Source organism: Streptomyces sp. NBC_01465, assembly GCF_036227325.1.
Classification (GTDB): Bacteria; Actinomycetota; Actinomycetes; order Streptomycetales; family Streptomycetaceae; genus Streptomyces.
In genome coordinates this window covers 8986768-9011829 of the sequence record NZ_CP109467.1, presented here as the reverse complement: position 1 = coordinate 9011829, position 25062 = coordinate 8986768, and the positions used below count along the sequence as shown (strand labels likewise).

Genomic DNA, 25062 nt, shown 5'->3' with positions numbered 1-25062 from the left:
ACCCCCACATGAACACCCCCACCGATGCCTTCACCGCGCTCGCCCTCGGGCCTTTTCCCGTCATCGAACCCGGCGACGACCTCGCCACCGCGATCATCCGTGTACTCGCCGAGACCGAGCAGCATCTGCAGGACGGAGACATCCTCGTCGTCGCCTCGAAAGTGGTCTCGATCTCGGAGCGCCGCTACGTCAACTTGGCCACCGTCTCACCGGGAGAGGAGGCTCTCGATCTCTCTGCCCGCACCGGTAAATCAGCCGAGATCACTCAGCTCATTCTTGACGAATCCCAGGGCAATTTCCTTGCCACCGAGCGCGGCCCTATCGTCGCTTGGCACCGGCTGGGCTTTCAGCTGACCTCGGCCGGAATCGACCGGGCAGGAACCGGCGGCGCTTGGCTGCTGCCCAGTAACGACGACGTCACCGGCCGTGGACTTCGCCTCGCGCGGTAACCGGCGGCTCGGCTTCGAGCGGGGCGAGCGATTCCGTGGCGCCCGTCGCCGCGATGACCACATCGGTGTGTTCGGGCAGACGCACCGGCACGGTCGTGCGTTACTCCCTTGCGTGGGCTTTGTCCGGTCATGCCGATGTAAGGGCGGGTGACTTCACCGGACTCTTTAGGCGAGGGCCGCGACCCAGTCGTCAAACGAGTCGTCCTCGTCCAGCCACGCGGTGAGCCGGCCGACAGTGGGCCAGAGGTTGGTCAACTCCCCTCCATACAGCGGTGGAGCGGCGTTGACGGGTGCGCAGCCCGGAACGCAGGCTCAGGCCATGCAGAGTGAAGAGGAGTGGGAAAACTTGCTTCGCCACCACGAGCCGCCTCATGATCCGGATGACCGGTTCACGGAATCGATGTGGCTCCTGCTCAACGCGGCCCGGCGCAATGCAACGTATCAGCCGCTCTATCCAGGTCTGTCTGTGTTCATGCTGACCGTGTCTCAGTACGGCGACTTCTTCGATCCGCGCAGGAATGTCGAGTGGTTCCCCATGATCACCGCGATCGAGCGTCATTACGGCGTGGTCCCCTACCCGGAGCGCGGGCCCAATCTGTTGCTGACCCCCGACCCTGATGAGGCCGTCACCTTCGCTGCGGACCTCATACTGAAGCGGATCCGTGAGCTGGACGGCGACGGCTGATCACGTTCCCTCTTTCCCTTGCTGATTGCGGTCGCCGGATCTCGCGGCGCACTCGCCCCGGCGACAGCAGCCGCGTCTGCCGGCGTTCGCGTACGCGCCTGCCATCTGGTCGATGACGTCCTACGGGGGCGGCTAGGAGTTCCGTACAACTCTGCCAGTGTCCCTGGATGGGTTGACTCAAGTCGGCGGAGCCGCCACCTCCACTCCGCAACAAGGCCGTCTTGAATGCCACCCGGCCCGAAACCCGGGCCGCCGTCACCCGCGCGATGGACGACATGATCGGCGACCTCGGAACCTTCGAGGACACCGACCCGTGACCGCCGCAGCCAGCGCCACGAAGCCGCCCCCGGTGGCGGACCGCCGGCAGCGCACTGTACTGGAGCGCTTCCCTGCCGGCGGCCCGTACGGATCGTGGCCCGCCGACGCTCACGCCGCGGCTCTGCAGGCCCAAGGCACCCGTGCACGGGTCGTCATGGACCTGCACAGCGACCAGTTCCTCGTGGTCACCGACACCCCACACCAGTAACACCTCACCCCGAGCGGCGTGTTCCGGCCCTCACCACGAAGCTGCCCGCCCTCCCCGGCGGGCCGCTTCGTCCCTTCTCCGGCCCGGGGCAGCCGCCGGCACTGAGCCCGGCCGCCCCGGATGCCACCCCTCACCCACGTACGAGACCACTCAACCTTCAGGAGAGATCCCCCGATGACACCCCCCACGGAACTGCACCGGACGCGAACGAAGCTGTTGTCAGGTGCGTACGGCAACACCGACATCCGCTACCAACTCCTCGCATTCCGGCTGGACCAGGCTCTCGCCGCACTGGGCCGGAACAACCCGGCAGAGACCGAGGAGCTCGCGGCCGTCTGCCCCCAGTGGCCCCTGCAGTGGTTGCGGGCCCGGGGCCCCGTCAGCCGCCCAGCAGTCGCTCCCCCAGATCGCTTCGGCCGTACAGGACCACGCGGCCGACGCGGGCGCGGGTCACCAGGCCGGTGGTGCGCAGGGTAGCGAGGTGCTGGGAGACGGCGCTCGGGGTGATCGACAGGCGGCGGGCGAGGGTGGCGGTGGTGGTGGGGGTGTCCAGGGCCGCGAGGACGGCGGCCTTGCGGGGGCCGATCAGGGAGCCCAGGGCGTCCGGGGCGGGGGCGGTGACCGTCTCCCACAGGGTGGCGACGCCCCGGGCCGGGTAGGCGACGCGCGGTACGTCACCGATGGGGGCGGTGGCCCTGCGGCCGAACAGGGTCGGGCACAGGGTCAGGCCCCGGCCGGACTCCACGCGGTGTGGGGCTGTCATGCGGTGCAGGCGCAGAATCCCCGAGTCCCACTGCACGTTGGAGTGGAGGCTGCCGAAGAGCGCGGCGGCACCGCCCTCGGCCAGGAGCTGGGCCCGGTGCAGGATGTCCGCCTCCAGGACCCCGCGCATGCGCGGCCAGTGAGGGGCTAGGGCCAGATGCCAGTACGACTCCAGGATGTCCGCGATGCGGTCGCGGACCTCTGCGGGGGTGCCTTGGAGGGTGGGCGGGAGCTCTTCGTCGCGGTAGGCGGCCGCGAGGTCCGCCGCCACCGTCGCCGGGTCGGTGCGGCGGACCGTCGCCAGTTCCTCGGCCAGGTCCGGCATCCGGGCCAGCGGGCGGGGTGTGATGAAGTCCGGCAGCCAGCGGCGCCGGCTGACCAGGGAAAGGAGCAGCTCCGTGTCCAAGGCGTGCAGGTCGTCGCGGATCAGGCGCAACCAGCGCAGGTGAAGCGGGAATTCGCCCGGGTAGTGCAGCGCCCACAGACTGAACGAAGTCTCCTGCAGCGGTGAGATCGCGAAGCGCACATGGGCCAGGTCGTCCACGTTCAGGAACATCTCGATCATGCCGCGAGCCTAATGGATTAAGACGTCGGCTAAATGTCTACCTCGTGTGCCGTGCCGGGCGGTGGACTGATCGGCATGTTCCTGCCTCCCCCCGGGCCCCTGCGGGCCTATGCCGTCATGTCCTTCTTCGACTCGCTCGCCCGTGGCGTGATGCTCGCGGGCGGCGTCCTCTACTTCACCCGAGTCGTCGGCCTCGGCGCCGTTCAGGTCGGGGTGGGGCTCTCCGTCGCCACCCTCGTGGGGCTCTCGGCGTCGCTGCCCACCGGGGTGCTCGGCGACAGGATCGGTCACCGAAGGCTCCTCGTCGGCCTCCATGCGGCGCGGGCCGCGCTGCTCGCGGCGTATCTGCTCGTCGACTCGTTCCCCGTGTTTCTGCTGGTGGTCGGGCTCGCCGGGCTCGCGGAGAACGCCGTGGAGCCAGTGCGGCAGGGCTGCCTGGGCACCCTGACCACGCCCGGCAACCGGGTCGAGACCCTCGCGTACAACCGGGTCGTGCACAACGTCGGTATCAGCCTTGGCACCCCCGCCCTGGGTGCCGCGCTCGTCGCCGGGACCGCGTTCGCCTTCCGGCTGCTCATCACCTTCGGAGCGTTGGGCATCCTGATCGCCTGTGCGGCGGCGGCCCGGCTGCCCGATCGCCGTCCGGAGAAGTCGCCCGGCTGCAGCCTGATGACGGTCCTGCGCGACCGGCCCTACCTCGGACTCGCGCTCCTCAACGGGCTGCTGAGCCTGCACAGCGAACTCCTGGAGATCGCCGTGCCGCTGTGGGTCGCCGAGTACACCGGCGCTCCGGAGTGGACCGCGCCCCTGCTTCTCCTCGTCAACGTCTTCCTCGCCATCGGCTTCCAGATGCGGGCCGGGCGCGGCGTCACCGAGGTCGGCTCGGCGGCCCGCGCCATGCGGCGGGCGGGTCTGGCCGTGCTCGGCTGCGCCCTCGCGTTCGCGACGACCGGCTCGCTGCCGTCGCCGCTCGCAGTGGCCGTACTCGTTGTCGCGGTCACCTTGCTGACGGCGGCGGAGCTGTTCCAGTCGGCGGGCTCCTGGTCGCTCTCGTACGAACTCGCCGCACCCGAACGGCTCGGCGAGTACCAAGGTGCCTGGAACGTCGGCACCCAACTCGGCCGCGCAGCCGGCCCGTTCGCCATCACCCTGGCCCTGAGTGGCCTCGGCGCGGCCGGCTGGGTCGTACTCGGTCTGACGTACGCGGCGGCCGCGACCCTCGCCCTTCCACTGGCCCGACGCGCGGCGGCGACCAGGCCCCGGGCGGCCGCGGTCCAAGAACGCGCCGCCGAGCAGTTGGCTGGTGTATGAGTGCCTGCTTCCGAACTTCAGCCTCAGATCCGCATGCGTCGTTGTAGCTCCGTCGCGTTGCCATGCCGCCAGTCCACCTGCGAACTTGCTAGTCAGAAATAGGTACTTGTTTGTAAAAAGCGCTATGGCTACACCTTGATCACATCACCGACCGACAGCACGTTGCCCGACCGAAAACTGAGGAACCACAGATGCGTACTCTGATCAGCTCCGCCTTCATCTCCCTCGACGGCGTCGTGGAGGCCCCGGGCGGCGAGCCCGGCTACCGGAACTCCGGATGGACCTTCAAGGACATCGAGTTCCTCCCCGAGGCCTTCGAGATCAAGGGCCGGGAGCAGCAGGAGGCCGCCGCGATACTGCTGGGCCGGACCAGCTACGAGGCGTTCAGCCCCGTCTGGCCGGACATGGAGGACTTCGCCCAGTACAAGGAGATGCCGAAGTACGTCGTCTCCGCCACCCTCGGTGAGGACGGCCTGGTGTCGAACTGGGGCGAGCAGACCATCCTGCGCTCGCTCGACGAGGTCGCCGCACTGAAGGAGACCGAGGGCGGCCCGATCATCGTCCACGGCAGCGCCACCCTGAACCGGAACCTCTCGGACGCTGGCCTGATCGACCGCTACCACCTGCTCGTTTTCCCGCTGCTGCTCGGCGCGGGCAAGCGCCTGTTCAGCGGCACGGACAAGGACACCCAGAAGCTGAAGCTGGTCGAGCACGAGGCGTACGCCAACGGTCTACAGAAGCAGATCTTCGACGTCGTCCGCTGATGCGGCGGGACCGCCCGGCGGTCCATGCAGGTCAGGCTGCCTGCGCCAGGCAGTCCGGGGTGATGTCGCGTCGTTCGGCGGGGCGGGTTTTGCGGCGGGTGAGTCGCCTCGTCATGAGCGTGATGGCCGACCAGGTGATGAGTGCTTCGCTCATCTCGGGGCGGCGTTCGTGGTCACGGCTGTGACGGCGGGCCCGCATGATCTACGACCAGGACCGTTCAAATGCCCTGCGGTGCGGCGGCCTTGATACGGCGTTCGGAGCGACACTTGTCCCCCGAACACACCGACATACCCACCGCCGAACACTGCATGGCTGGAATACCAGCCCTCCCCCAGTCGGCGAGGTCGACAAGTCGTACTACCTTGAGGTTCTTGCCGATCGTGTGGCCGTGGCGCACCGCCAGGAGCACCACGCCGCCCTCGCTGTCATTCGCTGACCCACCACCTCTGCGCGGTGGCCCGAACTCGGGCCGCCGCGCCTTCCGTTCCCGGGCCCGCCGCGGACCTCCTGCGGCGACCCAGCTCTTCACGACCAAGCATTCCCGGACTCGCCGACTCCTCGGTTCAATAGTCGTTCGGCTCACGTCCGTAGTGCACAGTGCGTAGCGGTCGAGCGGCTTCGGGGTCCGCTAAACCGAGGTCCTCCCGAACGGCGACTGTCAGAGCATGGTGGGCAGCCAGGAAGGCGCGATCCGTCTCCTGGAACTCGTCGGACGACAGATCGTGCCCCCGACCCACGACATCTCTGACCGCTTTGATTCGAGCGTGCGCCTCATCACTACACAGCAGCACTGCTGCAGGAGCGAGTATCAATAGTTGCTGGCGCGCCTCGTAGATGCCGCTTCGCTCAACGACCTCACGGGCCCTGGGGGCGTCGCGGTCGGCGTTCCGGTCAGCGCGAGCCAGCACGAACAAGGCTTCGTAGGCCCGGCTCAGCGTAGTGAAAAGTTCAATGTAGGCCTGCTTCCGAGCAACAAGCCCGTGGTGATCCCTCTCGCGTCGCCACCTCAAGTGGTCAGCCGTGAGCGTCGAGACGACGCCGATCACTGTTCCCGACAGCGTGGCCAGCAGCGTGGACCATTCCATGGGTGCTGGGCCTCCTCTTCGCCAGTTGCAGCGTAGAGACGAGTTGACCCACGGTGCCAGTTCCCGCCCAGCGTCTCGACGCGGGCCACGCCTGGGTTGTCGTCCACTGAGACTTCGGTGACCTGGACGTTCAGGTCGTCAAGGTGTGCTGGCACGTGCTCAAACTGCGATGGGTGTAGTTCGCGGCTCATACAAGATTTTGGTAGCCGTTGATCGACCAGAGGTCGTTGTCGGGCGGGGGCTCGCTGCTGCGGCGTGAGTGGGCGACGAGGATGACGCGTTTGCGCAGGAGTTGGATGCCTGCCCGTCCTGCCATCTGGCGCTTGATCATTTTCAGGTCCGTGATTCTGCCTTCCGCCACACCGGAGCTGTGAGGGAGGGTTACGGCGGCGTGCACGGCGTCGAGGTCGTCCAGTGCGTCATCCGGACGTAGAACGCGTCACGTGCCCCGGCGTTCGCCACGGCCGACAGGAAGGCCAGGCCGCTGTCGACCGGAAAGTCGATGAGCGTCCAGCCACGCCTGGACTCCACCCACTTCTCCATGTGCGGCAGCTTCTGGGGCCAGACAACGTTGCTCTCACCGACGTCCTGACAGCAGGTGAAGGTGTCGAACCCGCACTCCCATATCGCCTGGATCGTAGGTGCGAGCTGCTCGTCGATCTGTGCGTGCTGGTCGCCCACCCGGACGAGAACGGTGGGGTGGGTGCCTTCGTAAGACGTCATCGAGCGAGCATAAGAGCGAGGTACGACACCTGTCCGAGCAGGTGTCGTACCGTCCGCACCGCGGCCTACGGTCGAGCCCACCCGTCGTGCTCACGCTGGCCAACTAAGAGGTTCTGACCGCTGTTCCGTGAGAACCCCGCTCAGGTATGTACTTGCGGCCGTGGCAGCGTCGTAGCTGCTGCGTATGGGGCATCGCTCCCTGGAGGAGGGGCCTGAGATAGTCGAGGTATGGATCCCATTGCACCGGAGTCGGCTGGTGAAGTGTTTCTGACGGCTGAGGAGTACGAGGCGGTGCATGCGGCTGTCCGCACCGTGGCTGGGGCCTGGGGATCTGGCCAGCCCCGGACGCTCAACGCGCTTCTTGAGCAGTGGAACGAGTTGGTGCACGAGGTGGAGGAGGGCTACGGATGGTCGGCTCCAGAACTCTCAAACGATCTAGGATGTCGCACCGCGTTGGCCCAGATCTGGCGTCTGCTGCCGCCACGAGTCCGTGCCATCCGTCAGCCTGAACTTGATGAGATCGACCGCAGGTTCCACGCCACCACCGTGGGCTGGCCGGGTCGGGATGGCCAAGAAGGACAATGGTGGCTGCGGCGTGTGCCACAGCGCCTTGAAGCCGAGACCGCCCAGGGCAGTACGCACGGCTGGCCCATGGGGTGGGACGTCATGACCTTCCCAAAGCCGGAATCGGTAGAGATCACCCACTGCAACGCGGCAGAGCTCAGCGCATCCATCTCACCAGGTATGAAGGCTACGGCTGGGTGAGGATGCGGGCTCTGAGCAGGGTGAATGATGCTCTGCCATACATCTGACGCTTGATCGTTTTGATTCTGTTGACGTGGCCTTCGACTATGCCTGAGCTGTAGGGCAGCGTGAGGCCGGCGGTGACCGCGTGGAGGTCCTGGCGGATGGAGTCGGCGAAGATGCCGATGGCGTCGGGGCCGCCCAGCTCGGCCTTCTGAATCCAGTCCCGCAGCAGGTGGCCGCGGCGTTGGCGGAGCATGTCGGTGAAATCCCGTGCGAGGTCGCAGGCCTGGGCGATCTCCGGGCAGGCGCTCCGCACAGCGTCGAGCTGGGCAACATCGGCGCTGTTGAGTGACTCCTGGGGGCGCATGATCCATGAGGTGATGTCTCGAGGGCGGGGAGTCACCGAGCGCGCGGGGACCGCGATGCCTTTCCGGACGGTCACTACGTAGCGGTGCACGACGTGGTATCCGCCGGTGTAGCCGAGAGCGAGCACCTCGCGGTAGAGCTGCATCGGGCTGGTGCAGCCCGCATGAAAGCGGTGCTGCACGTGCTCAATGAATGGGTCGAGGACACCGTGTCCTCGGTCCTGCGCCGAGGCGAGAAGCCCTGCCAGGTCATTGTTCCGGTAGCGCCGGACTGTCTTGCGATCCAGCTGTAGGCGGCGGCCGATGGCGTTCAGCGACATGCCGGTGGCGGCGAGCTCGTTGACCTCCGCGTGGCGTTGTCGGATCCGGTTCAGGAGTGGAGTATCCGGTGCGGCTAACGGTGGGCTGGCCTCTGGTCCGGCTGGCCGTCGGAGGCAGTCACGGTGCTGGCGGCAGGTCTTCTCGATGGCCGTGGAGAGGTTCTGGAGGAGGTGCCAGCGATCTGCCACCTCCAGCGCGTCCGGGGCGGCCTGCCTGATGGCCTTGGTGAATGCCATCAGGCGGTCCCGGCAGATGATCTCGGCACCGGGGTGGTCCTGGAGCCAAGTGGCGACCGTGCTGGTCTCTCGATCCGGCAGCACGTCCACCGGCTGGGAGGACTCGACATCAACGAGGACGGTGCCGTAGGTCCGGCCCTTGCGGAACGCGAACTCGTCGATCCCAAGTATCCGAGGGGCCCGACTCGGCACGGGCCGAGCCGTTAACTGTCCCAGGAGGGCCGTCCGTCGGCCACGGATCCGCAGCTTCGTGCATAGGCGTTGGCCTGGCCGGCCACCGAGCTCGGCCGCGACTGTCCTCATCGCCGACCGAGCTGGCGTCGACGTACGCAGCCTCGGCTCGGTCAGGCCAGCCACCTGTCCTACGTATGTCCGGCGTCGACACTGGCTCTGATCGCAGAAGAACCGGCGAACACGGAGACGGACGATCATCTGGCGGCCGCCAGCGGGCAGCCCGACAACGTGACGCCAGTACCGGCTATGGACGCGTGCCGCAGGATGCTGACACTGGGGACAGGGGCCTGGCGATCCGCAGCAAGCCGCGGTGACCACCAAACTTTCCTCTACAACTGTGGCCTGGCGCACTACGAGATTTAGGCCCGGGAAGAGGACGTCTTCAAGTGTTTCCGTCTCCATGAAGACGTCATCCCCCGGTGAAACGGTCCTGCAGTCCTGCTCAGGCCGCGACGTCCAAGGTGCGCGTGACTTTCTGGGCCGTCGATTCCAGCACCCGCAGATGGCGTAGCCATCACGGAAGCGCGGTCAGACCCAACTAGAACGCTCAGTTGTCCTGCGCCATCCAACCTTGAGCGTGTGCCACCGAAAGATGATCGCTACCGGCGCCCCACCAGTCCGTTGGAGTGGATACGCCCTAGTCAGACAGTGTGTAGCCGTGGCCCCTTGTGAGCTTCCGGCACCTCAACTGGGGTGTCAGAGATGGCTTCTACCCCCTCCTCTGCCATGTCCTGGGCCGCGGGGCGGAACTTCGTCTTGAGGTGCGGCGCCGCCTTCATGGTGGCGACAGTGAGCCCGCTGGCCACTACTGCGGAGACCGCGACGAGCCCGGCGACGGCTCGCCACCCTTTGAGCAGGTCCGCATGGCCGACCAAGTTCTCGGCGCCGTCACGCAGGAGCGTGCTCAATCCGCCGCTCGCCGAGTTCGACAGGGCTGTCCCGACCGGGTGCTTCACCACCATCAGTTCCCAGACCGAGCCACCCCAGCGAATGTTCATGAGGTCACTGTAGGAGGCTCCGGGGCGAGGAAGGGGCGGATTTTCCGAGCAGCCCTGACCAGCATGACCAACCTTCGATGACACAAGCGAGCGTCGGTCAACGTTCGATGGCACAGGACAGACGGCTCTCCGTGACTGCGAGTGCACCTGATCTGTCCCGTCTCGAAGGATCTGGACCCCGTCTCAAGTGACCTGGTTCGATTCGTCGTTGATCTCAGTTGATCCGGTTCGTGATCCTGATCGCTGCACTACTCTGTCGAGCCATGAACGCGGACCTCTGGTTGGCAGACACCCGGACCTCCTACGACACGGTCGCGGTCAGCTATGCCGACCAGCTACGCGAGGCTTTGGCCGGGGCACCGTATCTTCGGGCGGCTCTGGCGGTGTTCGCCGACTTGGTGCACGTCGCTGGCGGTGGGCCGGTGGCGGACGTGGGCTGCGGACCTGGACACGTCACCGCTCACCTGCACAAGCTGGGTGTGGACGCATTCGGCATCGACCTTTCATCCGTGATGATCGACGTGGCTCGGCGTGACCACCCCCACCTGCGGTTCGAGGTGGGCTCGATGACCGACCTCGACCTCACCGATGCTTCAGTCGTCGGCCTACTCGCATTTTGGTCGCTGATTCACATCCCCGACGAAGCAGTCCCCACGGTCTTCGCCCACTTCCGGCGCGTGTTGCGTCCCGGCGGACCACTCCTGCTCGGCTTTCACGTCGGCGACGAGTCGAGGCTGAAGACGCAGGGCTACGGCGGCCACCCGATGAACGTCCACGTTCACCGCCGCCAGCCTGACCAAGTGGCGGCCTGGCTACGCGATGCCGGGTTCACCATCGAGGCCCAAATGCTGATCGAACCCGACAAGAGCGTTCCAGGTGGGGTCCTCTTCGCACGCCGTCAGTCCTAGCCACATCAGCGGTCCGGTTGCGGCCGACGACATAGGGAAGTCGGACCACATCAAGTGAGACAGCCTCCGGCATTCGCTCGCCAGGGACCACATCACTTGAGATTCCAGGCTTCCCCACGTCTCAACTGAACTGGTCGCCGCAGGCCAGCGGCCCGTCTCGGAACCAGATCATCTAAGACGGGACATGATTGTCCGCTGTCATCCAATCGAGGCGTTTGACAGCGAACCCAGTCGCTTTGGCTTTCTTGCCAGTGAACCAAGTCGTACGGGGCGAGGGACTGGGGAGGCCGAGTGGCCGTATCGGCTGGGGTGGATCTTGCGAGGCGTACGTCGAGCTGTCGTACGTGCCGCTGTACGTGAGCGACGACGGCGTCCACTGCTCGACGACTGCGTGACGGGCGAAGGTCCCGGCCGGCCGGGACGGGGACAACGCTCTGCCTACCCGAACGCGCTTCGGCCGCTGCGTCCGGCCTGCTTGCTGTACGGCCTTGTGGACCAACTCCTACGCGGATACGTGCTCGTAGGGCTCTGTGGCGGGCAGGCCCTGGCGGAGACGGCTTGAGAGGGCACGGAACCGCGCGCGTTCTTCGTCCGGCCCGGCAGGCAGTGGCAGGTGGAAGGCGGTGAGGAGGTCGAATCTGTGGAGATTCACGGCCGTGTTGACGAGTCGGCCGTAGTTCTCGGCAGCGCTAATCGCGCTTCGGTACGTCAGGGCGGAGGCGAGCAGGAACGCTACGGCCAGAAACGTCCACCGGCTGAACGGGAGAATCGCTGCCGAGAGGCCGCCCATCACGGCGAAGGCCGCGGTCATACGGCAGGTCATATCGAGCTGATCCCGGGCGTCGTCCACGAGAGACGCCGTCCGCTCCGGAAGGACCGCGTAGAGCTCCGGCCAGGCGGCCACCGTGTCGAGGCCATAGGTCTCAGCGGGCCGATCCTCAGCGGCACGGAGCACGTTTCCGAGCCTGGTAGGCATAAGCCGCTCCGGGGCGCGCGGCAGTTTGGCCAGACGTGCTGCGGCTTCGACCATCACGGGCAGGTCCTCAGGACGAGGATCGACCCGTTGCTGCAACGTATTCAGCCGCTCCCAGCGCCGCCGCCATCGCGCGATGAGCGGACGCCCCAGGAGCACGCCGACTCCTCGCGTCAATGGGTAGCCCTCAAGCCAACGCACCAACTGCTGCTGGAGGGGCTGGAGCAGGAGCGCGGCGATGGTCACGCCGAGGAAGAGCAGGACCCACTCGCCGGGAACCAACGACTGCAGAGAACTGACCAGCTGTTTCCTGCTGGGCATCTGTGAGGGCGCGCCCGCAGCGAGCTCGGCCAGCACGGTGAAGAGCACAGCCAGCGTGGGGATGGTGCCGGTGATCGAGAAGCGGCGTCCGTGGTCCTGGCCCAGGCCGGGTGGTGCCATGGCGTTCATCCGGCGACCACCAGCGTCTGTTCGGAGTGGACCGGGCATTGCGGCGGCTGGAGCGGATAAAGGATCAAGGCGAAGCGGTGGGAACAGTTCGTGACGGGACAGCGCATGTTGATCATCTCGTACCGCACATCGCCGAGCAGCGCCGCCTGGTCAGAAGCCCCGTAGTCCCGCGTACTCAGCAGGGGCGGCGGCAGGCTGTAGGCGTCACGGCGGTGGAGCAGGCCGAGCTCTTCTCCGGCCAAGTGGACCGTCACAGCTTGACGGTCGTCGTCCGCATCGAAGTACTGGAGTGCCGCTGTCAGCGCGCGGGAGGCGTCCTGTTTGTCGTCCACCATGACGCTGGGGTACGGGTTGGGGCTCGGCAGCGGCCGCAGCAACGCGGTGATTTCGGCGACGCTTGTCACGTGTTCTCCCTCTCTGACTGGTCGAGTTGGACAGGGCCGGGATCGCCCTGGCAGACGAACGCCGCCCAGTAGATGGGGTGCGGGTATTTCACGCGCTGCACCCTTCGGGCGGTAGTCAGCGCTTCCGCCACGGCCGCGCCGGCCATCACCCGGGCATAGAACTCGGTCATCAGCTCGCGGGTCTGCTTGTCGGGCACCTTCCATAGGCTCATCACCAGAGTGCGGGCGCCTGCGAGCGAGACCGCACGCCGCATCCCGAAGACCCCTTCGCCGGTCCGAGTCTCACCGAGCGCCGTGTCGCATGCCGAGAGCACGACCAACCTGGTCCCACTCAGGTCGGCGGCTGCCAGGTCAGCCGCAGTGACCACGCCGTTTCCCGCCTCGTGTGGCGGTTCTCCTCCGGCGAGCCATGTATTGGCACCGGCCAGTGCCAGGCCAGAGCGCAGCATTGGGTCGTCCAGGCCGTCGCCGGACAGGCGCCGGAACGCGCCGTCACGCTTGACGGTGAAGTGGATCGGCGTGGCCAGCGTCCCGTTCAGGGTCATCATCCGCCGGTCAGGGTCGGACGGCTGCAGGACAGCACCGCCTTGAATCGACTGGGGATCCAGGAGGTCCGGCGTGGTGGCCGGCAAGAAGAAGCCGTGGGTGGCGACGTGGAGCACCGAAGGACTGGACGCCCCGGTCACCCTGTCCTTCACGGCGTCGCTGCCCAGCAGAGATACGACGCCGAGCAGTCCTGCAATGTGCTCCGCCTCGGCACGGGCGGCGGGCAGTGGGCCGAAGACGGGTGCGGCCGACGCCGGTGGCACGTCGGTAGAGGATCTCAGGTCCAGGTCGGGATCGGCCACGACGAGGGGCGGGCCAGCTGGGGCCAAGGGCGCGCCGATCCGCAGGACGTCACGTGCACTCGCGAGGTAGCTCACCTCGTAGTCGTCCATGACGAGGCGGCCATTACCGAGAGGGACGGATTCGAACGGGAACCGGTTAAGTTCACCGTCTGGGGCGACCAAGACCGCGCGCGCTCCCTCGAGCTGCGGCAACAGCGGGTCGATGACTGCCTCGCGAACGGCGGAAATGGCAGTGTCATCGACTGTCTTCAGCCCGCTGAAAGCAGCGACCACGTCAACGACCATGGCGTCAATCTCGTCGGCTGCACCGAGCGGGACGAGTGTAGGGGGCCTGTGTCGGTGCAGGACGAGCGCGGCATAGCGATGATCGCCGGCAAGGGAGGCCGTCCGGTCGTCGCTCGCGTAATCGAATGAGGCGTAGCGCCGCAGGGCGACCAGGGTGGTGTCGGCGGGCAGAGCCTCCGCGATCTGACGCCACCGCAGGGCAAACGCCTCGATGCCGGAGCTCGCAAACAAACGGATTGAGAGTTCGGACTCGATCGCCTCTAATCGGAAACGGTCTTCGATCAGTCCTGTCTCATGGCCGCGTTCCCCTCCTACGGGCGGACCCGCCAGCCTCCTGCTCTCGATAGCCCTGCTCAGTTTCGTGTGGCTGTGTCTGAGTTCACCGATCCGGGGGTCCGTGCCGTACCCGAACGCGATGTCGCGCTGGAACATGCTCGTCGTGGTCGCAAGACCGGCGCGGTTCAACAGCACGTCTGCTGCCAACTCCACGCTATCGCGGGCGCCATGGCCAAAGGTCACGACCATGTCGAGCAGTTGGTCGACGCGGTACTGGGCGGCCGTGACCGCCTCAAGCCACTCACGCTGCGAACCTGTTCTGAGCATGGACGACAGCTGCGCGTCCTCAAGGCTCAGGCCCTCCTTGAACGTTGATACGGCCGAGGCGGTGTCGCCGAGTGCCAGTTGCACCTCGGCGAGATTGAAGAGGATGTGCCGCCGGTCGGGCTCATCGCCCTCATCCGCTCGGCAGGCGTCCAAAGCCTCCTGATAGAACCGTGCTGCCTCACGGTCCCGGTGGGAGTTGAAGGCCAGCCGTCCACGATTGTTCAGCAGGGCCGAGCGTTGCTGCGGCGGGGTCTCGCCCGTCAGGAACTCGGCGGCCTGACCAAACAGACTTCTAGCCTCGTCGAGGCGCCCCTCCTGCTCCCGCAGAGCACCAAGGTTGGAAAGAATCCGGAGTCTGGTCTGCGGCAGAGGCTCAGCGAGCCCGTCCAATATCGCAAGCGCGTGGTCGTAGTGTCGCTCTGCGGCCTCGAAAGCCCCGTGCGCCTGATAGGTATGCCCGAGTGCCACAACCGCGTCGGCCACCGACTCCCGCCTCGCGAGGGCTGAATACAGGTCGATCGCCTCCTGGAGCGCCCGCTCCGCGCCAAGGAGGTTATGCCTGCCGCGGTGAGCGATGCCAAGGTTGAAGAGCATGTCGGCCACGGCCGCCGCGCCGGTTGTCGGGGTGAGCCAGGCCGACTCTCCGGGAGAGTCGAGGATCAAGCGGGTTTGTTCGTAGGCTCTTTCAAGATGGTGCGCTGCTCCGGACGTATCGGAGAAGGCCAGCAACAACTGCCCGAGGCCGAGATGCGCGGCGATCCGCATCGGTCGGCTGTCGGCGAAGTGTTCTGCCCAGGCCAGTGAACGGGTCCAGTGCTCATCAGCTGCGTCTCCTTCACCGAAGCGCAAGCACAGCTCGCCCAACAGATAGTGGGCCGACGCCCGCGCGGATGCCTCATCGCTGTCCTGCGGGCCTTCCCCCGGCAAGCCCCCGGCCAGCTCTTCGTACAGCGGTCGAGCCGCGTCAACGTCGCCCACCGCGAGGTGCAGGCGTGCAGCGTCGTTCAACGCCAGAACGAGGTCGGGGTGCCGGTCGGGCAGATATCCCCGCCTCGCTTGAAGGACGTAATCCGCCATCTTCCGGGCAAGGTCGTCCTGTCCGACTCGCTCCGCGAAGAGCATGACCGTGGTGGCACGCTCCACGATCGGAGGGCTGTCGCCCTGGACGGCCCGTAAGAGGGACCACAGCGTACGAGTGAGGGACAGCACCGCGCCAAACTCACCGGCGCGAAATCCGGAGAAGACCAACTCGTCGGCGGCTGTGAGCAGTTCGACGTCGGGTGCGCGCCTGATCTGCTCTTCGAGAAGTGCCGACGCCTGTGCGTAGTCCCCTCGCACCTTGAACTTCGCGGCGCCCTTCAGTGCTCGCCTCTTGTCTCGCTCATCGCCAGCCTGCACCGCGAACCCCCTCCTCGGCCGCACCTCTTACGCGTTTGGAGCCTGGTAGCCCAGAAGACTAGGCGACCTTGGTGACTCGTGGTGCGGCTTCGGTCGGCACCCTTCCAGGAGTGGCTGACATGGTGATGAAACTCCTGCGTGTGGAGCTGTCGTCACCTCACGGAGGCAACAGACCAGGACTGATCGTTTGACATCCAACCTAGTCACCCCCGGCCAGGGCATCGCACCGGACTAACTTGGCTGTCAAAGGACACTGATCTAGATCGCCGGGGGTGATTCCTACGGAATCACCCCCGGGCCCTCGTAGACCGAAGCGGCTCTCCCCCACCGGGAGGGCCGCTTCTTTTTTTGCCCACTCCCAGAGAGGCACTGCCGTGACGGTTTCCAACAGCACGATCGAGACACTCGCCGCCGAAGCACCGGGTCACGACGGGCACCGTCAGGTCCTGCGCCTCGCCGTGAACACCATCGCTGCAGCCCGCTCCCTCCCGAAGCCCTGGGCGCTGGAACTGACCAACGACGCGGCCCAGCGGGCAGGCAAACTCCTGGCCGACCTCGGCAATCTCGGCGCGTGGGATGGTGTCAAGCTCGGCCGGCTCCGTGAGCAACTCCTGGCCTCCGCGGAGCGCACTGCCTCCGGTGCCTGGTACACCCCACCCGAAGTCGCCCGGCCGCTGACCCGCGCGGCACTTTCCGAGATCACCGACCTGCGCCTGGACGACGCCCCCGCGGATGTCCTGGACGTGTCGGTCCTCGATCCAGCGTGCGGCGGCGGGGTGTTCCTCGTCGCGGCGCGCCAACTGCTCGCCTCCGCGTACACAGGCCTGCTGTACGGAACGCAGAATCCCGCACCACTGACCGTCCGCGCCGTCATGGCCGACGTGCTGAAGGCCTGCGTGTACGGCATCGACACCGATCCGGTGGCCGTTGATCTCGCCAAGTCGGTGTGCTGGCTGGAGACCGGCGGTCTGCAGCCGATCGACTGGCTCGACGACAACATCGTCGTCGGCAACGCCCTCCAAGGTGATCTGCCGCCGGCGCTCGCCGCGCGGCTCAACACCGACGGGCCGCTCGCGATCGTGGGCAACCTGCCGTACAAGGACAAGGCCAAAGGTGCCGCACCCTGGATCGAAGCCCGGCGCCCGGGACCACGCAGCGTACGGGGCGAGGACGAGTTGTGGAGGCCGAGCCTGGACGAATTCAGGGTTCCGGGCCGCGGACGCACCGACTACACCCTCAGCAACCTCTACGTGTTCTTCTGGCGGTGGGCCATGTGGCAGGCCTTCGAAACACGCCTGAGCGCCGGAACGGTCGCCTTCCTCACCCCCAGCGCCTGGCTCTCCGCCCCTGCCTTCGACGGCATGCGCGCGCACATCCGGGCCGCCGCCGATCGCGGAGCGATCATTGATCTAACCCCCGAAGGGAAGACACCGCCCGTCCCCACCCGCCTCTTCCCTGACGTCACCCTCCCGTTGTGCGCCGCCGTCCTCACGCGCCGCGGCGGCCCTCAACCTCACCTGCCGGCCCACGTGATGTGCACGAAGGTCACCGGCAGCCGAGAAGAGAAGTTCAACCAGCTCGCCGACCTGCTGCGCCCGGGCAGCCAATGATTCGTTCGTCCCGATGGCGGGCGTTCATCGGTCGGTGACCCGGATGAACACACGGGTCACCGGTCCCCCAATAGAAGATGGAGCAGCGTCACCAGGCCGATGCCGACCAGGAGAGCAGTGCCGATCGGCGGGTGCTCGAAGGCCGCGTAGGCCGCACCTCCGCCAGCGACGAGAAGCAGTACCGTCCGCTGCTCTCTCTGACCGTTCATGCCTGCGGCTCCCTTTTCACGTTTGCCTGCCCACGTCCACGTCTCGTGGCATATACGAGATCGTGCTCTTGGTCTGCCTTGGTGCCCAGCAGCTTCCTGGGTGGCGGCATCCGTACGCCCTCCGGGACTTGCAGCGCGCGCACTCTCGTGTGCGCTCAGCTGGCCTGCAGCAATATCTGGTTGCACCCCAGGAAGCGCCGGGCATACGGCGCGAAGCGGCGTCGATCGTCGGGGCTGGGGAAGTATCGATGCATGGACGGCTCAAGCGAGTCGGCGTTCTGAGTCCATGCAGGCGACCAGCTGCGGGTCAGCTGGCACGAACTCTCGGCCCGCCACGGTTCGATGGCACCGGACACCTACCGAGCTCCGCGACCACGTCGGCCCGGATCGGGACCGTGGGGGTGATTCCGTAGGAATCACCCCCACGGCTCCTGGCCAAGAACACGAGCTGGTTGGTGGGCGGATGTCCTGTGCCACTGATTCCTAATGCCGTTCGTCAAGCCGCGGCGCACGCTTGAGGTAGCGGACAGGATGTGTCGGAGGTGCGCGGTACGGTCCGTTCATCCGACTGGGGAGGGCTCATGGGGACCAAGTGGAGCTTGACGATCGACTGCGCGTGCCCAGGGAAGCTGGCCGCGTTCTGGGCGCTGGCGTTGGGCTACGAGGAGAAGCCCGCGCCCGCAGGGTTCGGGAGCTGGGAGGAGTGGTTGTCGCATCATGAGGTTCCGGAGGACGAGTGGGATGACGGGGCGTACCTCTCAGATCCGGACGGCGTGGGCCCCACCTTGTCCTTTCTGAAGGTGCCGGAGCCGAAGGTGGCGAAGAACCGGCTGCATATCGACGTGCAAGTTGGTGGCGGCCGTGAAACCCCATGGGAGGTGCGCTGGCCGCGCGTGGTCGAGGCGGTGGAGCGGTTGACCGCTGCGGGCGCGACCGTGGTCCGCGAGGACGAGTTGCAGGGCAGGCCGGATCACGTGGTGATGGCAGACCCGGAAGGTAACGAGTTTTGCCTGGTCTGACGGGGTCGGTCAGACCACCTGGCCGCGCTCAGAGTGTCGCGTCCCTTCCTATGCGGCAGCCCTTGCCGGCGGAGCTGGCTCGTAGAGCCGTCCGTCTCGCAGGAGGGCCCAGAGACACCTCACGGAACTAAGTCGTCAAGCACCGATAGGAAGACCGGTGGGGAAGGCGTGGTGTTCTTCGAACAGGATGTGTCTTTGGAGGCAGCAGTAAAGCTGGCCGATCATCTTGTTGAACAGGTTCCTCTGAGCGGCAGCGTGCCAGTCTCCGGCCTCGCGGCGTCGGTCGTAGTGGGCCTTGGCCCCGGATGATGCGGTCAGGGCGGCAAAGGCCCAGAGGTAGCCGGTGTGGTTGAGCCGGTCGTTCTTGACCCATCGTCTGGTAATGCTGGACTTTTTGCCTGATGCCCTGGTGATGGGGGATGCGCCGGCGTAGGCCTTCATGCCGCGGGCGGTGGCGAAGCGGGTGTGGTCGTCCCCCATCTCAGCGAGGAGCCGGGAGCCGAGCTGGGTTCCGAGCCCGGGGAAGCTCAGGATGATCTCGGCGTCCGGGTGCTGGGGGAAAGCCCCCTCCACTGCCTCGACGAGCTGGTCGGCGACACTGCAGGCGGCGTCGAGCTGCCGCAGCAGAGCGAGCATCTGCTTGCCGAGCGCATCCTCGACCAGCGGTGGCTGGTGAGCGTACTCGGCCCGTAGGACCTCGCGGATCCGTTCGGCGTCGGCGTCGATCCGGCGTTGACGGCTGGCTCGCTTGAGTGCCGAGCGCAGTTGCGCGAGCGAGAGCCTGGCGGCTCTCGTGGGGGTGGGCGCGAGCTCCAGCAGAATGCGGGCCGCGGGGCGGCAGAGGCCGTTTTGCCAGTGGAGGTAGGCGTCGAGGGCGGAGGGGAAGTATTCGCGCAGGAGCGAGCGGAGCTGGTTGGCGAGCTGCTGCCGGTTCCAGACTGCGTCCTGTTGGGCTCGGACGAGGACTGCGATGGCGCGGACGAGGTCACTGTCGTGCGGTAGTGGCCGGTGGGCGTGGATGTCGGTCCGCAGGATGTTCGCCAGGACCAGTGCGTCGCCGGGGTCAGACTTCTTGCCGGTGGCGGCGTGGCGGTCGCGTTAGCGGGCGGCGGCCATCGGGTTGATGGCGTAGACCTGACCCAGCCGAACATCTGACGCTTGATCATCTTGATGTGGTTGACCCTGCCCTCTACTGAGCCGGAGTTCCAGCGGTCGTCAGTCCTTGGAGCACGTCCTCTCAGGCCCTTTCCAAGCCGTGGGCGACGGTGTGGAGTTCGGCAAGGCTTTCAACGCGGGCGGCGAGTATCCAGTCTTTGAGGTGCTGGCCGGAGTGGGTCGTGAGTATCGTGGCGAACGCACGCACATGTCCGTTGAGAGCAGTCAGCTCTGAACCCTTCGCCCCCCTCGAGCGTGACCAGCTTGTCCGGTATCGCCCTCGCGCTGCCATGGTGCAGCTCGGCAAGGGGCCGCCCTGGTGACGCTCCACTACACACAGACGGTCGTCATTGCCCGAGCCCCGTTCGTGGTGGACCGGCACGGCAGCGAGACCAGCGAGCGGGATTGGCTGAACGCGGCCACGACCAGGAGCCGTTCGCGCTCCGGGCGGTGGATCTACTCGCCGCGGAACTCCGGTGCACCAAAAAAGTAGGCGAGGGCGCGCGGGGGCCGCTCGCCGAGGATCACGTCGGCGTCGTGGACGGTCGCGGCAATCTCATCAGCAATTCCCTGGGCGAATGATCCACTCGGTGGACGCGGACGACAGTCGACGGCCCTGCCACGCAGAGCACGGGCATCACCGCGAGGGTGGCCGGGCGATCGCGGACGGTACGTCGTCGACCTCAAAACACAGGGTGCGGGTGCATTCGATGAACCAAGGGCGGCGCCGGCAACGCCGATCGCCTGGATGATCACGCAGAACGTCGGCTCCCATTGGAAACAAAGGCCTCGAAACCGACACAAGGTCGACGGAAGTGATCACAACTGTGCGGACAACATCGGAGTAATGAGCTCCATCGCTTCCTCCCAGCGGAAGCGATCGCCCCCACCGCCAGCCTTTGGCCGGTGGGGCTCGTACGAGCCGATCCGTACGCCCATCTCGCGCAGCCTCTCCAGGCTATGGCTGTACGCGGGATGGGAGGCCTGGGCGGAGTTCAGGTATGGCAGGACAGCAGTCGGAATGCCGAATCCGTACGCCTCGCACAGGATGCCCAGTGCCAGAGTGTCGGAGATCCCCGCAGCCCACTTGTTGATCGTGTTGAAGGTGGCCGGGGCCACGGCGATGGCATCGGCTGGCGGCAGCGGGCGAGGATCGCCGGGTGAGCGCCAGGCCGAGCGGATCGGATAGCCGGTCTGCGTCTCGACTGCGTCGGCGTCGATGAAGCTGAGGCCCTGTGGGGTGGCGATGACGCCGACGTCCCAGTTGGCTTCCTGGGCAGCCGTGATGAGCGTGCCGACGTCGCCGGCGATACCGGACGCGCACACGACGACGTACAGGAAGGGCCTTTTGGTGTGCTGGTCGGGCTGATCGCTCACGCGGGGACTCCCAGTTGACGGCTGAAGTGGTGCAGTTCCGGCAGGGTACGGCGGCGGTCGCGGGCCGCCATGTCGGCGATCATTTCCCGGACGGCCGGGCGGCGGACGTCCTGGGCCGCGCAGCTCTCGGCGATGCGCAGGGCCTGGTAGCCGTCGGTGAGGCGGCCTTGTTGGGTGTAGGCGCGGGCGGCTTCGACCCAGAGGGCGGCTCGGCGCTCGGGTACGGGGATGTGGCGCCGCATGAGAGGGCCGGCGGTCTCCAGTGCGACGCCTGCGTCGCCGAAGGCGTTTGCGGCGCTGACCGCGTGCAGGGCGACGTTGGTGGGGCTGAAGTTGGCCCGTGCGTCGGAGCGGTCGAGCGTGACGAAGCGGGCGGCGTCTTTCGCCTCGGTGAGGAAGTCCTGGGTGGCTGAGCGGTCTCCGCCGTTGCTGGCCGCGGTGACGCCGCGCAGGAGCAGGAGGCCGAGGGCCGCGAGGTAGCGCGGGGAGCGCTGGTCGTAGGCGCCGGTGAGTTGATCGGCGGTGTGCCGGACCAGGGTGACCGCTTGGGAGGTGTGCTTCTCGCGGGCGAGCAGGTGGGCGTGGACGCGGACGCTGGAGGCCAGGATGACCGGGTCGCCGCAGCGTTCGGCCTCGGCCATGGCGCGGCCGACGGCGAGCCAGGCGTTGCCGTGGTCGCTGAGTTTGAGGAGCAGGCTGGCGGAGGTTTGGTACGCGGTGGCCAGCAGCCCCGTCGCTTCGGTCGAGCCGGCTGCCTCGTGGCGGAGGTCGGTGATCAGGGCGGGGAGGGTGCGTTGCAGCTCTGCGTAGTCGCAGGTGCAGAACAGGCGGCGAACCGTGGACACCCGCGCGCCCAGTTTCGCCAGCTCCTGAACTCCATCTGCGGCAGGTGGAATTGGTCCTGGCAGGAGAGAGTGGATGAGGTCGTCGTGGGCGGCGGTCGGCGCGGGTGTCGCGAGGGCGGCGAGGCTCGCGGCGGACGCGGCCATGGCCTGCGGGTCTTTGAGCCACCGCTCGCCCGGGTCGAGGCGGCGGCGGTCGATGGGGCGCAGCAGGCGGGCGGCGTCCAGGACGTCGGCCAGGCGGTGCTGCTCGGCGTCCGCGTAGCGCACCGCCCCGGTCAGCACGGCGGGGATGTTCAGGTGGTCGGCGAGCTGCAGGGTCCGGCCGGCCAGCCGGAGCGAGCCGGGTCCGGTGCCGGTGCGGGCGTAGTCGATGACCTCCAGGCGCAGCGCCTCCCCCGCCAGCTGCTGCCACGGGGCGAGCAGCTGCTCGGCCAGGTCGGGGCGCCCCGCGCTCAGCGCGCGTTCCGGCTCCGAGACCGGGCCCAGCAGGAACAGCAGGCCCTCGCCCGTGTGGGTGTTCAGGTCGTCCCAGGACAGCACCGGCGCCCCGCCGACCGCGGCCGCGTGGGCGGCCGAGACCAGGCGGCACAGCCGTGCCCACCCCGCACCCGTCTGGGCGAGGAGGGTGATGCGCCGGGGCGGCTCCATCACGTGCGCTCCGCCACGGACCGGGGTCCGTCGGCGCTCGGCGCTCTGGCGGGGTGTGTACGGGGCGACGGCCATGTCGACTCCGAGGATCGGCCGCACCCCGTACTTCGCGCAGGCCTTGAGGAACCGGACGGTGCCGGTGACGGTGTCGCGGTCGGTCAGCGTGAGGGCGCCCATGCCCCGCTCGGCGGCCCTGCGGACCAGGTGGTCGGGGTGGGCGGCGCCGTAGCGGGCGGAGTACCCGGAGGCGACATGCAGATGGGTAAAACCGCCTCCCATGGCGCACCTCCGTTCACCCGCTGCTCCGTACGACTGGACACCGCCCACCCCACTTTTTCGAATGCCTGTACGAATTACTGTAGCCCGTGGGACGTCCCCGCACGAAAGGGACAGGCGACTGGTCGAGACAGGTGTCACCTGGTCGCGATGGTTGTCACCGGAGAAGGCCAGCCTCACGGGCGCGCGCCCCCGATCGGTTACGGGCCAGCTGCTCGGGCTGGGGCCACGTAGCGGCGCGGGTGTCGTCGATGTACGCGGCGAGCCGCTGCAGGCCCCCGTACCGTGCCCTTGCCGCGGCTCAGTCCCGGTGCAGGGTGAGCGCCGAGATGTGCGGTGTCCGTCGCGCACCGGTGACCACGATGCGTACCCGCTCGGTGGTGACCGGCCGGCGCAGGTGTTGGTAGCGCTGGAAGCCGATCCGCTCGTTGCGGTCCGGGATTTCCTGGTCCTTCTCGTTCCAGGTGGTCGTGGTCAGTCTGTGCCAGGCACGTCGCCGTGAGTCCCATGCTTCGATCCGGTATGACTCGACGCGCTGGCCGTAGTGGGCGATGTCCTCGCGCAGGCCGATCCAGTTCAGGGTTGTGGGCCTGGGGAGCCGCCGCTCGATCACCGTTCGGTGCGCGGAGAGGATGACCGGCGCTGAGCCCGCCAGGTCGCGGCCGAAGACCCGGTCGATCCGCTGCTTCAGCCCGTGCGCGCGATCCGCCTGGTCCGCGGGAATGCGGCCGGTGCGGTCCGGGCCGAAGTTCAGCAGCAGGCTGGCGTTGCGCCCCACCGACGCGGTGTAGATGTGCCACAGCGTCTCGGGGGACTTCTGCTCCCGTCCCGGGTTCCAGGACCAGTTGCCGCCGGCCGACATCGGTACGTCCACCTCGGTCGGCAGCCACACCAGGCGGGTGGCTTTCGCCCAGGTCATACGGTCGCCGGGTGCCCCGCCGGGCGCGAGTTGCGGCACCCCGGTGCCCGGCTTGTTGCGCACCGCGATGGTGGACCACTCGCCGCCGACCCGGGCGAACCCGGTCTCGTTGCCGACCCACCGGATGCCCCACCCGTTGAAGACCGGCATGGCGGGCTGGAGTGCGCGGGCCAGCCGGTACCAGGCGGCATTGTCGTAGCGCTGAGTGGGATCGCCGGGGAGTCCGGGCGGCGGAGCGTACCCGTCCCGGGGAGTGCTGCCGGGGGTCTGCGAGGTGGCGTTCTCGTCGATCCACCACTCGGCGACCGGCCCGTAGCCGGAGAAGATCTCGTACAACTCGCGCAGGAACAGGCAGTTGTACTCATCGGTCCGGAAGGAGAACGAGGGCTTGCCCGCGACCCGTCGCGCGGGCACCGGGCAGGTGCGGTTCCCCTTGAGCGCGCTGTACCCGTAGCGCGGGTAGCCCGGCTTCCACCGGCTGCGCTCGACGTTGAGTTCATGACGGTTGGGCGGCGAGAAGTAGAAGCCGACCGAAAGACCCGCGCGGTGCATCGAGTTGGTGAACTCGCGCAGCACATCGCCCTTCCCGTTCCGGTACGGGCTCCGTGCCACCGAGTAGGTGCTGTGCGCGCTCGGATACAGGAGGAAGCCGTCCCCGTGCTTGACGGTGAGAACGACATGCCGGTAGCCGCCCGCCTTGAATACCCGGGCCCACTGGTCGGTGTCCAAGTTCGTCGGGTTGAAGACGGTGGCCGGCAGGCGGCCGTCGGGCCCTGGTTTGTCGACGAACGTGCGGGTGGTGAAGTGGACGAACGCGGTCAGTTGTTTACGTTGCCAGGCCAGTTGCGCGGCGCTCGGTACGACGTGCGCCGCCTTGGCCTCAAGCATGGCGGCAGAGTCGCCGGGGGCGAGCACGATCACGGGAGACGGAGGAAGGTGCGGGTTGCCGTCGGCCGTGGCGGGACCGGGAAGCGAGGCCGCAGCGAGGCCCAGGAGGATGCAGGCTGCGACCCGCGGGTGTGTGGCTCGACTCTCTGGCACGGAACGACCTCGACTCCGGGAGGAAACTGCACGAAACTGGGGATACAAGTGCAAATCAGTGAATTTCTCGCAAAGTTTGCCCCTCTGGGGCGCGAGACCGGCGCATGCCACAAACTCTGAGTTGCTCAAAGGCAGCTTTGAGCAGCACTCCCTTGCGGGACTGGGGGTCATCCAGGCCGAAAATAGGCGTGGTGCCAACAAGGAACGACCTTCCGGCGCCAAGTAGAGCGATCAGCTCCCCAAGATTCCCGAGGTCGGCCGCGCACCCTGGTATCACCTATCGCGAAGAGTCGCAGGACAGGCGGTCACAACGGTGCAGGCC

At 67.3% G+C, this 25062-nt stretch carries 23 protein-coding genes and 2 pseudogenes; 9 read left to right on the top strand and 16 right to left on the bottom strand.

The window, feature by feature from the left end; all coding sequences use genetic code 11:
* The first annotated feature begins 8 nt into the window (after nt 1-8).
* The 3 genes from OG707_RS41825 (at nt 9) to OG707_RS41815 (ending at nt 1660) form a co-directional block, all read left to right on the top strand.
* Nucleotides 9-449 carry a coenzyme F420-0:L-glutamate ligase gene (locus tag OG707_RS41825; RefSeq protein ID WP_329127446.1) on the top strand — a complete coding sequence of 147 codons (441 nt, stop codon included), beginning with the start codon at nt 9-11 and terminating at the stop codon, nt 447-449.
* Nucleotides 450-768: 319 nt separating this feature from the next.
* The gene (locus OG707_RS41820) at nt 769-1134 is read left to right on the top strand and encodes a hypothetical protein (RefSeq protein WP_329127444.1); all 366 of its coding nucleotides are present in this window, start codon (nt 769-771) and stop codon (nt 1132-1134) included.
* Nucleotides 1135-1447: 313 nt separating this feature from the next.
* Nucleotides 1448-1660, top strand: coding sequence for a hypothetical protein (locus tag OG707_RS41815; protein WP_329128250.1), 213 nt, complete (start codon nt 1448-1450; stop codon nt 1658-1660).
* Between the two features lie 379 nt (nt 1661-2039).
* On the opposite strand, the gene OG707_RS41810 is transcribed toward OG707_RS41815, so the two are convergent.
* A complete protein-coding gene (locus OG707_RS41810) occupies nt 2040-2987 on the bottom strand; it encodes an ArsR/SmtB family transcription factor (protein WP_329127442.1) in 948 nt (315 codons plus the stop codon).
* A 75-nt stretch (nt 2988-3062) separates the two neighbouring features.
* On the opposite strand from OG707_RS41810, the gene OG707_RS41805 reads away from it, so the two are divergent.
* Together OG707_RS41805 and OG707_RS41800 are read left to right on the top strand one after the other, a co-directional pair.
* A complete protein-coding gene (locus OG707_RS41805) occupies nt 3063-4298 on the top strand; it encodes an MFS transporter (RefSeq protein WP_329127441.1) in 1236 nt (411 codons plus the stop codon).
* 191 nt (nt 4299-4489) lie between these two features.
* Nucleotides 4490-5062: a dihydrofolate reductase family protein gene (locus OG707_RS41800; protein ID WP_329127440.1), complete on the top strand. Its 573-nt coding sequence runs from the start codon at nt 4490-4492 to the stop codon at nt 5060-5062.
* A 31-nt stretch (nt 5063-5093) separates the two neighbouring features.
* Here the strand turns inward: OG707_RS41800 and OG707_RS42545 are convergent, their stop codons facing one another.
* From OG707_RS42545 to OG707_RS41780, 4 genes are all read right to left on the bottom strand, one after another.
* Nucleotides 5094-5216 carry a hypothetical protein gene (locus tag OG707_RS42545; protein WP_443071462.1) on the bottom strand — a complete coding sequence of 41 codons (123 nt, stop codon included), beginning with the start codon at nt 5214-5216 and terminating at the stop codon, nt 5094-5096.
* A gap of 410 nt (nt 5217-5626) precedes the next feature.
* Nucleotides 5627-6148 (bottom strand): hypothetical protein, encoded by a 522-nt coding sequence (locus tag OG707_RS41790; RefSeq protein WP_329127438.1) that lies wholly within the window; start codon nt 6146-6148, stop codon nt 5627-5629.
* A 187-nt stretch (nt 6149-6335) separates the two neighbouring features.
* Complete coding sequence (locus OG707_RS41785) at nt 6336-6479, bottom strand: hypothetical protein (RefSeq protein WP_329127436.1); 144 nt, start codon at nt 6477-6479, stop codon at nt 6336-6338.
* Between the two features lie 50 nt (nt 6480-6529).
* Entirely contained in the window at nt 6530-6871 is a 342-nt protein-coding gene (locus OG707_RS41780) for a hypothetical protein (RefSeq protein ID WP_329127434.1), read from the bottom strand.
* A 228-nt stretch (nt 6872-7099) separates the two neighbouring features.
* Between OG707_RS41780 and OG707_RS41775 the strand changes: the two genes are divergently transcribed.
* A complete protein-coding gene (locus OG707_RS41775) occupies nt 7100-7636 on the top strand; it encodes a hypothetical protein (protein ID WP_329127432.1) in 537 nt (178 codons plus the stop codon).
* Here OG707_RS41775 and OG707_RS41770 read toward each other — a convergent pair.
* Both OG707_RS41770 and OG707_RS41765 read right to left on the bottom strand, forming a co-directional pair.
* Complete coding sequence (locus tag OG707_RS41770; RefSeq protein WP_329127431.1) at nt 7623-9176, bottom strand: ISL3 family transposase; 1554 nt, start codon at nt 9174-9176, stop codon at nt 7623-7625. The genes OG707_RS41775 and OG707_RS41770 overlap by 14 nt on opposite strands.
* A gap of 239 nt (nt 9177-9415) precedes the next feature.
* Nucleotides 9416-9772 carry a hypothetical protein gene (locus OG707_RS41765; RefSeq protein WP_329127430.1) on the bottom strand — a complete coding sequence of 119 codons (357 nt, stop codon included), beginning with the start codon at nt 9770-9772 and terminating at the stop codon, nt 9416-9418.
* Between the two features lie 263 nt (nt 9773-10035).
* On the opposite strand from OG707_RS41765, the gene OG707_RS41760 reads away from it, so the two are divergent.
* Entirely contained in the window at nt 10036-10680 is a 645-nt protein-coding gene (locus OG707_RS41760; protein WP_329127429.1) for a class I SAM-dependent DNA methyltransferase, read from the top strand.
* Nucleotides 10681-11182: 502 nt separating this feature from the next.
* On the opposite strand, the gene OG707_RS41755 is transcribed toward OG707_RS41760, so the two are convergent.
* From OG707_RS41755 to OG707_RS41745, 3 genes are read right to left on the bottom strand one after another with little or no spacing between them, the layout of a single operon-like run.
* A complete protein-coding gene (locus tag OG707_RS41755) occupies nt 11183-12103 on the bottom strand; it encodes a hypothetical protein (protein WP_329127427.1) in 921 nt (306 codons plus the stop codon).
* Nucleotides 12100-12507 carry a hypothetical protein gene (locus OG707_RS41750; RefSeq protein WP_329127426.1) on the bottom strand — a complete coding sequence of 136 codons (408 nt, stop codon included), beginning with the start codon at nt 12505-12507 and terminating at the stop codon, nt 12100-12102. Before OG707_RS41750 ends, OG707_RS41755 begins: the two co-directional genes overlap by 4 nt.
* Nucleotides 12504-15641: a CHAT domain-containing tetratricopeptide repeat protein gene (locus tag OG707_RS41745; protein WP_329127425.1), complete on the bottom strand. Its 3138-nt coding sequence runs from the start codon at nt 15639-15641 to the stop codon at nt 12504-12506. The genes OG707_RS41750 and OG707_RS41745 overlap by 4 nt, the downstream gene beginning before the upstream one ends.
* 374 nt (nt 15642-16015) lie before the next feature.
* On the opposite strand from OG707_RS41745, the gene OG707_RS41740 reads away from it, so the two are divergent.
* A complete protein-coding gene (locus OG707_RS41740; RefSeq protein WP_329127424.1) occupies nt 16016-17251 on the top strand; it encodes an N-6 DNA methylase in 1236 nt (411 codons plus the stop codon).
* Between the two features lie 56 nt (nt 17252-17307).
* Here the strand turns inward: OG707_RS41740 and OG707_RS41735 are convergent, their stop codons facing one another.
* Nucleotides 17308-17460, bottom strand: a complete 153-nt coding sequence (locus tag OG707_RS41735) for a hypothetical protein (protein ID WP_329127422.1) — start codon at nt 17458-17460, stop codon at nt 17308-17310.
* 581 nt (nt 17461-18041) lie between these two features.
* Here OG707_RS41735 and OG707_RS41730 point away from each other — a divergent pair.
* Complete coding sequence (locus tag OG707_RS41730) at nt 18042-18479, top strand: VOC family protein (RefSeq protein WP_329127421.1); 438 nt, start codon at nt 18042-18044, stop codon at nt 18477-18479.
* A gap of 135 nt (nt 18480-18614) precedes the next feature.
* Here the strand turns inward: OG707_RS41730 and OG707_RS41725 are convergent.
* The 5 genes and pseudogenes from OG707_RS41725 to OG707_RS41705 all read right to left on the bottom strand — a co-directional run.
* Nucleotides 18615-19616: pseudogene (locus OG707_RS41725) on the bottom strand (IS110 family transposase); the annotation flags it as partial.
* An 837-nt stretch (nt 19617-20453) separates the two neighbouring features.
* Nucleotides 20454-21011 (bottom strand): flavoprotein, encoded by a 558-nt coding sequence (locus OG707_RS41720; RefSeq protein WP_329127420.1) that lies wholly within the window; start codon nt 21009-21011, stop codon nt 20454-20456.
* Nucleotides 21008-22000: a heavy metal transporter CzcB gene (locus OG707_RS41715; protein WP_329128234.1), complete on the bottom strand. Its 993-nt coding sequence runs from the start codon at nt 21998-22000 to the stop codon at nt 21008-21010. The genes OG707_RS41720 and OG707_RS41715 overlap by 4 nt, the downstream gene beginning before the upstream one ends.
* A 240-nt stretch (nt 22001-22240) precedes the next feature.
* Nucleotides 22241-22783, bottom strand: a pseudogene (locus OG707_RS41710) (PHP domain-containing protein); the annotation flags it as partial.
* A 298-nt stretch (nt 22784-23081) separates the two neighbouring features.
* Nucleotides 23082-24740: an alpha-L-fucosidase gene (locus OG707_RS41705; protein ID WP_329127418.1), complete on the bottom strand. Its 1659-nt coding sequence runs from the start codon at nt 24738-24740 to the stop codon at nt 23082-23084.
* Between the last annotated feature and the right edge of the window lie 322 nt (nt 24741-25062).